At 55.7% G+C, this 11,760-nt stretch carries 5 protein-coding genes; 3 read left to right on the forward strand and 2 right to left on the reverse strand.

What is annotated here, in order from left to right; all coding sequences use genetic code 11:
* Positions 1-15 precede the first annotated feature (15 nt).
* Positions 16-3,681 carry a methionine synthase gene (metH, locus tag R0137_RS11520; RefSeq protein WP_407326556.1) on the reverse strand — a complete coding sequence of 1,222 codons (3,666 nt, stop codon included), beginning with the start codon at positions 3,679-3,681 and terminating at the stop codon, positions 16-18.
* Positions 3,682-3,922: 241 nt separating this feature from the next.
* Between metH and nfuA the strand changes: the two genes are divergently transcribed.
* Positions 3,923-4,498, forward strand: a complete 576-nt coding sequence (gene nfuA, locus R0137_RS11525) for a Fe-S biogenesis protein NfuA (RefSeq protein ID WP_405269698.1) — start codon at positions 3,923-3,925, stop codon at positions 4,496-4,498.
* A gap of 29 nt (positions 4,499-4,527) precedes the next feature.
* Here the strand turns inward: nfuA and R0137_RS11530 are convergent, their stop codons facing one another.
* On the reverse strand, positions 4,528-5,601 hold the full coding sequence (locus R0137_RS11530) for a 3-deoxy-7-phosphoheptulonate synthase (RefSeq protein ID WP_407326557.1): 1,074 nt from the start codon (positions 5,599-5,601) through the stop codon (positions 4,528-4,530).
* 126 nt (positions 5,602-5,727) lie between these two features.
* On the opposite strand from R0137_RS11530, the gene R0137_RS11535 reads away from it, so the two are divergent.
* Positions 5,728-8,385, forward strand: a complete 2,658-nt coding sequence (locus tag R0137_RS11535; protein ID WP_407326558.1) for a PD-(D/E)XK nuclease family protein — start codon at positions 5,728-5,730, stop codon at positions 8,383-8,385.
* Entirely contained in the window at positions 8,382-11,747 is a 3,366-nt protein-coding gene (locus tag R0137_RS11540) for a UvrD-helicase domain-containing protein (RefSeq protein WP_407326559.1), read from the forward strand. The genes R0137_RS11535 and R0137_RS11540 overlap by 4 nt, the downstream gene beginning before the upstream one ends.
* The last annotated feature ends 13 nt before the right edge of the window (positions 11,748-11,760 follow it).

The following is an 11,760-nucleotide window of genomic DNA, read 5'->3' on the forward strand; positions in this document are numbered from 1 at the left end:
CTTAGGCGAACCGCCCTAGTCAAGGTTCGGCGCTAGCCAGCGTGCTAACTCCGCCGTCTTCATGTTTTTTCTGGCGGCCATTGATTCCAGTTGATCCTCACCAATCTTGCCCACGGCGAAATACTTTGCCTCTGGATGCGAAAAGTACCAGCCGCTTACCGAGGAGGCTGGCTCCATCGCATAATTGTCCGATAACGTTACGCCGCAGCGCGTCTGTGCGTCGAGGAGATCAAACAGCGCGCGCTTCTCCGTGTGATCAGGGCATGCCGGGTAGCCCGGCGCCGGACGGATCCCTTGATACTTCTCACGGATTAACTCCTCATTTGAGAGCTCTTCGTCCGCGGCATACCCCCAGAATTCCTGACGGACGCGGCGGTGCATGTGTTCCGCCAGGGCCTCTGCGAGCCGATCTGCGAGTGCTTTTAACATAATGGAGCTGTAGTCGTCGTGCGCGGCTTCAAAAGCAGCAGCGCGCGCAGCGACGCCGTGGCCCGTGGTCACACAGAATCCGCCAATGTAGTCATCGCTGGGCGCAACAAAATCGCTAAGGCTGAAATTAGCGTCACCATTGGGCTTCTCAGTCTGTTGGCGCAAGTGGTGAAGGCGGGTGGGAGTCTCTGTGCCTTCCGCCGACACCAGCACATCTTCTCCATCGCTATGGGCAGGCCAGAAGCCTATAGCCGCTCGGGCTTCAAGCCAGTCCTCATCGATAATCTGCTTAAGCATCGCCTGTGCATCGGCGAACAGCTCCGTTGCCTGCTCTCCAACGACTTCATCTTCAAGGATACGAGGATACTTTCCGGCGAGCTCCCAGGTGATGAAAAAGGGCGTCCAGTCGATGGTGTCCACCAGACTTGCCAGTGAGATGTTCTCGAACACTCGCACGCCCGTAAAGGTCGGCTTTGGAGGCGTGTAAGCAGACCAGTCCAATTGAGCGCGATTAGCTAGAGCGGACTCATAGGACAGCCGCCTGGCCTTAGGCTTGCGCTTGGCCATGCGATCGCGAACCTGCGTGTACTCATCGCGCCGTTCGCTCACGAAGTTTGCTTTGTGATCACCGAGAAGCAGTGAAGCAACAGACACGCTGCGCGACGCATCGGGAACGTATACGACCAGATCGTTCTCGTAGTGAGGCTCAATCTTGACCGCGGTGTGCGCCTTAGAGGTGGTAGCGCCACCAATCATCAGCGGGACTGAAAAACCGTTTCGCTGCATCTCGCTGGCGACGTGCACCATCTCATCAAGGGACGGAGTGATCAGGCCGCTTAAGCCAATGACATCTACGTTTTCTTCTTTGGCGACACGCAAAATTTCTTCGCAGTGAACCATAACGCCAAGATCGATTACTTCGTAATTGTTGCACTGCAGCACCACGCCCACAATGTTCTTTCCGATATCGTGTACGTCACCCTTAACGGTGGCCATGAGAATCTTGCCGTTGGTACTACCTTCAGCTTTCTCGTCCTCGATATACGGTTGCAGGTAGGCAACGGCCTGCTTCATAACGCGCGCACTCTTCACTACTTGCGGCAGGAACATCTTCCCCTGACCGAATAGGTCGCCGACGACGTTCATGCCATCCATGAGTGGACCTTCGATAACCTCGATAGGGCGGCTCGCTTGTTGTCGCGCTTCTTCAGCGTCCTCTTCGATAAAGCCGTTAAGGCCTTTTACCAGCGCATATTCGAGACGCTTGCTTACGGGTTCGTCTCGCCAGGCAAGGTCTTCAACTCGAACGGTCGCCGGGCCATCAGCGTGGTACTTACCGGCGATATCGAGGAGTCGCTCGGTGCTGTCATCGCGCCGATTCAACACCACGTCTTCAACCGCATCGCGCAGTTCGGCCGGCAACTCGTCATACACGGCGAGCTGGCCCGCGTTCACGATCCCCATGTCCATACCAGCCTGGATGGCATGGTAGAGAAACACTGAGTGGATCGCTTCGCGAACAGGGTTGTTGCCGCGGAAGGAAAAAGACACGTTCGAAACGCCACCAGACACTTTTGCCCCCGGCAGGTTTTCTTTTATCCAGCGCGTGGCTTCAATGAAATCTACAGCGTAGTTGTTGTGAGCCTCGATGCCGGTGGCGACCGCAAAAATATTGGGGTCAAAAATGATATCGTCCGGATTGAAGTCCAGACGTTCTCTGAGTAGATCCCAGCTGCGCTGGCAAATCTCTTTCCGTCGAGCGATGGAGTCGGCTTGACCGTCTTCGTCAAAGGCCATGACCACGACTGCGGCACCATAGCGCTGGCATCGCCTTGCCTGCTCGAGGAACTCTTCCTCACCGGCCTTTAGACTGATGGAGTTCACCACGGCCTTTCCCTGAACACAGCGAAGGCCCGCTTCGATGACTTCCCAGCGTGAAGAGTCGATCATGATGGGCACGCGGGAAATATCTGGCTCGGAGGCGATGAGGTTCATAAACGTCACCATGGCTTCCTTGGCATCCAGCATGCCTTCATCCATGTTCACGTCAATAATCTGCGCGCCGTCCTCTACCTGAGTGCGCGCAACGTCCAGGGCGGTTTCGTAATCACCGGACAGGATCAGCTTCTTGAAGCGGGCGGAGCCGGTGACGTTGCAGCGCTCACCGACGTTTACGAATAAGCTGTCTGCAGAAAAGGTGAAGGGCTCAAGGCCGCTAAGCTGGCAGGACTTTGGGGTGGCGGGTAGCGAGCGGGGCGCGATGCCGTCCACCGCGTTGGCTATAGCGCGAATGTGTGCGGGCGTCGTTCCGCAGCAACCGCCCACAAGATTGACGAAGCCTCGCTTGGCAAAGTCTTTGAACTCGGCCGCCATCACCTCTGGCGCTTCATCGTACTCACCAAAAGCGTTCGGTAAGCCAGCGTTCAGATGCGCGCTGAAGTAGCCATCGGTGGCGTTTGACAGCTCTTCGAGAAACGGCCGGACCTCTTCAAAACGTCTTCCACAGTTGCTGCCGACAACAAGCGGTCGTGCATGGGCTACGGAGTACCAGAAAGCTGTGGGGCTTTGGCCCGAGAGATTGCGTCCGCTGACGTCCGGGAAAGTCACGGAGATCATCACGGGAAGTCGGACGCCCCTTTCTTCAAACACACTCTCGATGGCGAAAATTGCTGCTTTGGCATTCAGCGTGTCGAAAATAGTTTCGATCATTAGTAGATCGACGTCCCCGTCCAGCAGGCCACGGGTAGCATCCGCGTAATCGTTACTCAGGCGTTCGTAGTCGATGTTTCGGGCGCCAGGATCGTTAACATCGGGCGAGATAGATGCCGTTCGAGGGGTTGGGCCTAGTACTCCTGCTACAAAGCGAGGTTTCTCGGGAGTCTCAGCGCTCATCGCTACCGCTACTTGTTTAGCGAGTTTCGCAGCGGTCTCGTTAAGCTCTCGAGCGATTGCCTGAAGGCCATAGTCTTCCAGCGCAATGGCGGTCGCGTTGAAAGTGTTGGTCTCAATGATATCTGCGCCGGCCTGCAAGTAGGCCCCATGAATGTTTTTAATAACATCCGGGCGCGTAATCGAGAGAAGATCGTTGTTACCTTTGAGATCCCCGGCATGACCAGAAAAGCGCTCGCCACGATAGTCCTCTTCCGTCAGACCCTCTGCCTGAATCATGGTCCCCATCGCGCCGTCTATTACTAGAATACGATCGCGAAGAGCGTCGGCCAGAGGGCCGGATTCGGGGATAAGGGGGTTCATGGCTAGTACTACTTCCGTTGATTACTGTTGAGTGCGCGATGCAGCTTACATCGGCTTTGTACCGTAAATTTTCGGTGGCGGATCATAGCAGATTCAAGGGTGCGCCGCAGCGCGGCGGTGCCTCTCTGACGCGCCGGTATGTGGCTAACTACAGTGAATTAGCCGGAAAGAGTGACGCTGGGATGGTGTCCGGCTATAATACCTGACTAATTTACTCAGGAAGTGTGTGGATATACCGCCAATGCTGACGATTACCGAAAGTGCACAGGAATATCTGGCCGAACTGCTGGGAAAGCAGGACGACGCTTTAGGCGTGAGAGTGTTTATTAACCAGCCAGGAACCGCACGTGCGGAGACCTGCATCGCCTATTGCCGAGAGGGCGATGTCCTCGAGGACGATGTAAAGCATCCCTTCGAGAAGATTACCGCGTGGTTTGATGGCCGCAGTGTCCCGTTTCTTGAGGATGCACTCGTAGACTACTCGACGGATCGCATGGGTGGTCAGCTCACCATCAAAGCGCCCAATGCCAAGATGCCTCGGGTCAACGACGACTCACCGATCGAAGATCGCATTAATTATGTGCTCTATAACGAAGTGAACCCGTCCCTTGCTGCGCATGGCGGCGAAGTCTCTCTGGTGGAAGTTACCGACGACGATTTTGCGGTACTTCGTTTTGGCGGTGGATGCCAGGGTTGCAGTGCCGTAGATATGACCTTGAAAGACGGCGTTGAAAAAACGCTTCTGGATCAGCTGCCGCAGCTGAAAGGCGTACGCGACATGACTGATCACTCGGACCGCAGCAACGCCTTCTACTAAGCGGGCAATCTTACTCTTACGCGAGCAGCCTAGGCCGACAAGCGCTGGGGCAGTACGTCTTTAAGTTTGTCATGCAGTGACCGTAGGCACTCTTCTGTGTCTTCCCAACTAATGCATCCATCGGTGATAGACACGCCGTACTGAAGGTCTTCTAGGTTGGCCGCCATGCCTTGGTTGCCCTCATGTAAGTGGCTCTCGATCATGAGGCCGATAACCGATCGGTTGCCCGCTACGATCTGATCCGCGACGTTATCTGCCACCAACGGTTGCAGAGACGGCTGTTTGTTGGAGTTGGCATGACTGCAGTCCACCATGATGTTCTGCGGCATATTGCCTTTCTCTAAGGCCTGTTCACATAGCTTGACGTTCACTGAGTCATAGTTGGGTCCGGCGCTTCCTCCGCGGAGGACTACGTGTCCGTAGGGGTTGCCACGAGTTGTGAACACCGAAACTTGCCCCTGACTATTGATGCCCAGAAAACGATGCGACTGCGATGCCGCCCCCAGCGCGTTCACCGCGACGGTAAGACCTCCATCAGTGCCGTTCTTGAACCCCACGGCAGAAGAGAGTCCGCTGGCCATTTCTCGATGCGTTTGGGACTCGGTCGTGCGCGCACCAATGGCAGACCAGGAAATGAGATCCTGGAGATACTGCGGTGAAATTGGGTCCAGCGCTTCCGTCGAAACCGGTAGGCCCAGTTCCACGATGTCCGTCAAAAACTGTCGGGCAATGGTTAGGCCTTCTTCGATGCGAAAGGAGTCGTCCAGATAGGGATCGTTGATGAGTCCCTTCCACCCGACGGTCGTGCGGGGCTTCTCAAAGTAGGCACGCATAACAATAAAAAGGCTGTCATTAAGTTCTTCAGCCAAAGCCCGCAATCGGCCTGCATATTCCATCGCCGCTTTCGTGTCGTGAATGGAGCAAGGACCGACCACCACGAGCAACCGTGGATCTTTGCGGTCAAGGATATCGAACACTGTCTTTCGGCTAGCGGCAATGTCGCGGCTTAATGCCTCTGTCAAGGGGACACGCTGCTTTAATTCAGCGGGCGTAGGCAATATGTCTTGTGAGGCGACATTGATGTTGTGGATGCTGTTGCTCATGGAAACGGGCCTGCTAGAGTGCGGGTTTGCAATGTGATTAGTAGTGGATGACCGAGGCGCGGGAGTGTAATGCAGGGGCGAGACAATGAATAGACAGGCGCTGCGCTTGTTTTTCGGGTGCAGAGCATGAGTCTACGCCCGCTTTTCACGCATATAGACAGCATCGCTGACCTGCTAGCCGAGGGCACAGCTATCCTCACGCCCAACCGGCGCCTCAGCCGAGCTGTCCGTGAGGCGGAGACTCAATACCGCCTCGCCAATGGAGTGCAGGTGTGGACCAGCAGTACCATATTGCCGCTGCGTCAGTACTGGATTGAGCGGTGGCGTATTGCGGTTACTCGAGGACTCATACCGCCGGCAAACGTCGTGGATACCACCGCCCAGCGACTTATCTGGCGTCGGGTAATTGACGCGGACAGTCAAGGTTCTTTTTCATTGTTGAGTCCAGCTCGAGCGGCAACCCTCTGTCAGGAGGCGAGCGAACGACTCGCTCTCTGGAGAATTAACCTGGATGATCCCGCCACCCGTCAGTCGTTTAGTTTTGACGAAGACTCCCGCGCTTTCCTGCGCTGGGAGGAGAACTTCCGTAAAGCCCTGAACGAACTTGACGGGATCACACCAGAGCAAGCGTTGGAGCAGCTACTGAATTGCAGCGCGGCTCTGGATCAAGCTGTAGCGCTGCTGAATCAGGATGACCTGCCGCCGCTCCATCAGGCTCTCTGCGAAGCGTCTCCCGCGTGGAAGAACATACAAACCGCAAGCTCCGCGGGGAGCATTCTTCCCGTGAGGGCGTTTTCTGATCCGCGAGGGGAACTGCAAATGGCGGCCAAATGGTGCCGTGAAAAATATGAAAGCGATCCCGAGGGCCGTTATGCCGTTGTACTTTCAGATATGCACAACGATCGAGACCGCTTGGAGTTTTATCTGCGGCAAGAGTTTGGTTGCCTGACGCAGAATTACTCGAGCTTACCCGTAAACTTTGCAACGGGGTTTCGATTGGATCGGGTTCCTCTCATACGCGATGCTTTGCGTATTCTTGAGCTTAGTGTGTCCGAGGTTTCGATTGAGACTGTGATAGCAGTCGTACAGTCGAGGTTTGTGAAACCTTTTGCGTTTCGCGCAGACCAGCGCGAAAGGTCCATACGCCGCCTAAGAGAGCTTGCGAAAGATAAGGTTCCTCAGCGAGTGCTGCGGTCTGTTTTGGACGAACTCTTTGATAAAGATGAAGCTCCTGCGCCATGGGATACGGTGCTGCAGCTGGAAGCCAACGGAGCCTGGCAGAAGCGTCCTCGATCTCCGTCCCAATGGTTGGAGCCCTTCAAAGCCGTTCTGAATGCGTGGGGGTGGACATTGGGAGCCACACTGGATTCTCTGGAATACCAGCAGGCCGTGCAGTGGCAGGAAGCTCTCGATACCTTTGCAAGCCTTGATGCCTTTAGCGGCGCGCTAACGCTCCCCGAAGCAATTCAAGGTCTTCGGGACGTCCTGAGTGAGCAGCAGTTTCAGCCGCGAACTGACGACAACGCTGTCCAAGTGTTGGGCCCCTTGGAAACCACTGGCTTGCATTTTGATGCGTTGTGGATAACGGGAATGAGCGCTGATCGTTGGCCCGCGGTAGCCCATGCGAATCCGTATTTGCCCCATGCTTTGCAGCGACAGCAAGGAATGCCCCACGCAGACGCAGCCTGGGAGCGACGGTGGGCCAGCGCGCGGTGGGAGCAGTGGCTCCAAGGATCAAACGAGCTGCAAACAAGTTATGTCAGTCTGCTCGATGGTACGGAAGCACTTCCAAGTCCGCTGCTGTTGGATATCCCTCAGGCGCCGGAAATCGAGGAATGGTCGGCGGACAGTCGTTGGTTGAAGCAAAGCTCCTCTGCCGTATTCGCTGAAGTGTCTTGGGATGAAGTACCTGTTGGTAAAAAGGAGCGCGCGGCTCAGGGGGTGGGGACAGGTGTTCTGGAGCAGCAATCTGCCTGTCCGTTTCAAGCCTTTGCCACCGCCAGACTGGGGGCGGTCCCTCTACCGACGCCTGCTGTGGGACTACTTGCCTCTGAGCGGGGAACACTACTTCATCGCGCACTCTTTGAGCTTTGGGGTGAGTTTCAGAATCGGGAAGGTCTTTTGGCGCTAACCGCAGAACAGCTGGACGCATTGATCGATAAAGCAGTGAACTATGCAGAGCAGGGAATTCAGAAGGAGCGTCTCGATGTACTCGGTGGGGAGACTCTGTGGCTTGAGCGACGACGCTTAAGTAGCGTGCTGTCCCGGTGGTTAGCATTGGAACAGGATCGCAGCGAAGATTTTGCGGTGATAGCGCGGGAGGAGTCTCGAGAACATGAGCTTGCGGGCCTTCGTCTTCGTATGCGCCTTGATCGAGTCGATGAGCTCAGTGATGGATCCAGGCTGATTATTGATTATAAAAGTGGTGCCCTTGGCACTGTGAATCAATGGCTGGGGGAGCGCCCCTCACGTCCTCAATTGCCGCTTTATGCGTTACTGGAGCCCTTGGCCGAGGGAATTAGTTACGCGTCCCTCAAGCCCGGAGCCGAGGGCTTCAAAGGCATTGGTGAGCGCGAATTCGAGGATGGAATCGCAAACGCAGAGAAGTTTCTTGAAGAGGGTGAACAGGGCGGAATAGGCGTATTGCGAGAGCGTTGGAAGCATGCCTTAACTTTGCTCGCTGAAGAATTCTTAGAGGGTCATAGTGTCGTGAATCCAACGGACGAGGCATGTCGCTATTGCCAGAGATTCGAGCTTTGCCGTCTAGGGGAGCAACAATCATGATCCCGGTTGACCACGAGGCGCGAGAGAGCGCAGTGGACCCCTTGGCTTCGGTGTGCGTCAGTGCACCGGCTGGTTCGGGGAAAACGGGTTTACTGGTCAGACGCTTTCTCGGTCTATTGGCGAGAGTCAAAGAGCCCGAAAGCGTTGTAGCAATCACCTTTACCCGCAAGGCGGCGGCGGAGATGCGAGGGCGTATTGTTAGCGCTTTGCGCGATGCGTCTTTGGGAGTCGAGGCGAGTAATCCCCATGAGGAGGCGTTGATCTTAGCTGCTCGCGTCGCGAGTGATCATGACGCTTCACTGGGCTGGGGACTTTTGGATAACCCCTCAAGACTGCGTATTCAGACCATCGACAGTTTTTGCGGGTATCTAACCCGTCAGATGCCCGTACTCAGCGGCTGTGGAGGACAAGTAACCGCAACTGACGATAGCCGTCTTCTCTACCGAGAGGCCATCGAACGTTTCCTTGCGCGAGAATTGAACAGAGAACGCCAAGGCGGTGAACGGGATATCGATACACTGCTGCTGCATCTGGACAACAACTGGGAGAGTGCCCTGGAGCTGTTATCCAAATTGCTTCAGCGACGGGAGCAGTGGCAGCCGGTGTTTGGAGGTGCGGGACTCCGCCCTGAAGATCAACAGTCTCTCCTGGAAATCACTCAGGCACTGGTAGAGTTCCGTTTGGACTCCCTTCGCAATCAGCTCAAACCCTACCTTGGCGACCTGACTCAACTCATCGCTTTTCAGGCAGAGCAGTTGCAGCAGGGCGTTAAGTTTTTTCCGGAAAGCGACGATTTAGTTTCCTGGCGTGCGGTCGCAAACCTTCTGCTCACGACACAGGGCGATTGGCGCAAGACAGTCAACGTTAAAACCGGCTTCCCAAAGGATGCTGGCGAGCCCGCTGAACGAAAGCGACAGATGCTCGAGTTGCTATCGGTACTGCGTGACTCGCCCAAGGAGCCGGAGGCCGACAACCAACAGCGGATTGATAGTGCGGCGCTTCTCAGTGAGCTCCGACAAGTGCTGCTTTTACCGGATGTGCATAGCGAGCCCGAGCACTGGGGCGTGTTGGCGGCGGTTACGCGGCTTCTTCCGCGCCTTGGCGCTGAACTGCTCTTGGTGTTTCAGCAAGCGGGAGAAGTTGATCACGCACAGATAGCGATGGCCGCTTTGACCGCTCTGGGGCCCGATGAAGAGCCAACCGACCTTGCGCTACGCCTTGATCATGGCCTTGAACATTTACTGGTGGATGAGTTTCAGGACACCTCTTCCGTACAGTTTGAATTGATACGGCGGTTGACGCGGGGCTGGCAGGAACATAATGAAGGAAACTCTTTAGCACCTCGAACACTGCTGGTCGTTGGCGACGCCATGCAATCTATCTACGGCTTTCGTGAGGCCAACGTCGGGCTGTTTATTCGCGCCCGTCAAGAGGGCGTCGGCGATCTTTCGCTGATGCCGTTGGATCTAAGCGTAAACTTCCGAAGCCAAAAGGGTTTGGTTACGTGGACCAACGAGCACTTTCGATCAGGCTTCCCCTCAGTGGATGATGCGCAACTAGGCGCCGTAGCTTTTCGCGAAGCCAAGGCAGCGCGGACTGAGGGTGTCGCTCCAGAAATCGCTGTGTTCACCGGAGACGGTGGTCATGCGGCAGAGATCGACGCTCTTTGTGACAAGCTCGAGGAAGGCGTAAGTGATGATGAGGTGGGCAGTATTGCCATCTTGGGCCGTTCCAGAACACAGCTCAGACCAATTCTCGAAGCGCTCCGCGAGCGAGGTATCGATGTGGCAGCGAGGGACCTAGACACCCTGGCTCAGCGACCTCTGATCCGTGACCTGCTTACGCTCTGCACGGTTTTGTGTGATCGCTTTGATCGTTACGCATGGCTGTCTTTGCTGCGTACGCCGGCAGTGGCGCTGGACAACGCTGATTTGCTGCTGATGTCTCAGTGTTGTCCTACGGCTTCAGAGATTCGAGACAGAGGATTCGAGGAGTCGGAGACTTACCAATCCCTGTCGAGGCTCGCAAAGGGGAGGGTAAAGCAACTCGGCAACCTGCTGAGTTGGGCAGATCATTATCGAGAGCGCTTGGCTTTGCGTGTTTGGGTCGAGGAGAGCTGGCTGCTTCTGCATGGTGCAGCGAGTTTGACCAGCGAGGCCGACCTTCGTGATGTGGAGCGCTTTTTCCAATGTCTGGAACAGTTGGAGGAGGCTCAGGAGCCCCTCAACGGTCGCAGCTTGAATAAAGCCGTAGAGACTCTTTATGCCTCGCCGGGTGATGAGCGCTGTAAAGTCGAAGTCATGACTCTGCATAAAGCTAAAGGCTTGGAGTTTGACTGGGTATTTATTCCCGCCTTGGCAAAAAGTACCGGTGGGCAGGATAGCGAGCTGTTGCTCTGGGACGAGTTTGTACTTCCCGGCGAGTCACCGAGTTTTCTTCTCGATATCAGAGACACCGCTGGTGGTGAAGACGCACCACGCCTTTACGATTATCTGAAGGCGCAGGCTAAGCAGAAGCGCGACTACGAGGCGACAAGGCTTTTCTACGTGGGCTGTACGAGAGCGGCAGACTATCTATGGCTTGGGGCGACACTCCATTGGAGTGACAAGCGCGAGAGCTATACAGCACCGGGATCTGGCTCGTTGTTGAGCGTGATTTGGCCAACGATAGAAGAGACCGTCAATGTTTCTATTGCAAGCTTGGCCGAGGATGAGGCCGCTCTCATTTCTGCCGGTTATCGACGCCTGCAAGAGGCGCCGGCCATAGAGCCCCTAGCGCAGAGCACGCTTTCACAGGGCTTGGAGCTCCCCGAGAACTATCTTGCTCGAGCCTTCGGCACCGCAATACACCGGTGTGTAGAAGCGCTGAGTTACCGCTCTGAGTTGCCGTTAAGCTGCGACGAGAAGCTGCAACGTCTATTGCGGATATCCCTTACCGAGGCCGGGGCCGATCAACAGGCCTTGCCGCAATTGGTATCCGACGGCCAGGTCATGCTTGACCGCCTGTTAGACGACCCTTGGGCACGCTGGATATTGTCTTCGGAGCATTCTGATCGTGCTTCAGAATTCGCCTTAACACTGGCAACCGGGGAGGGGGCTCGGCAATTGATTCTGGACTATATGTTCTTGGATCAAGCTACGGGTGAGCGCTGGGTCGTCGACTACAAAACCAGTACCCCCCAGGAAGACCAGAACGAGGAGCAGTTTCTGGATTCGCAGCTTGAGATCTATGGCGCTCAGCTGGAGGCCTATGCGATGGCCGTAAAGAAGCGTTTTGACGAACCCGTACGTTGCGCACTGTATTTTCCGGCTCTGGGTAAACATGCAGAATGGTTGCCCTCTGCGCTAGTCAACGAGCCTTAGCCACTTCTATAAT

This window comes from Congregibacter brevis (assembly GCF_045689245.1).
GTDB classification, from domain to species: domain Bacteria; phylum Pseudomonadota; class Gammaproteobacteria; order Pseudomonadales; family Halieaceae; genus Congregibacter; species Congregibacter brevis.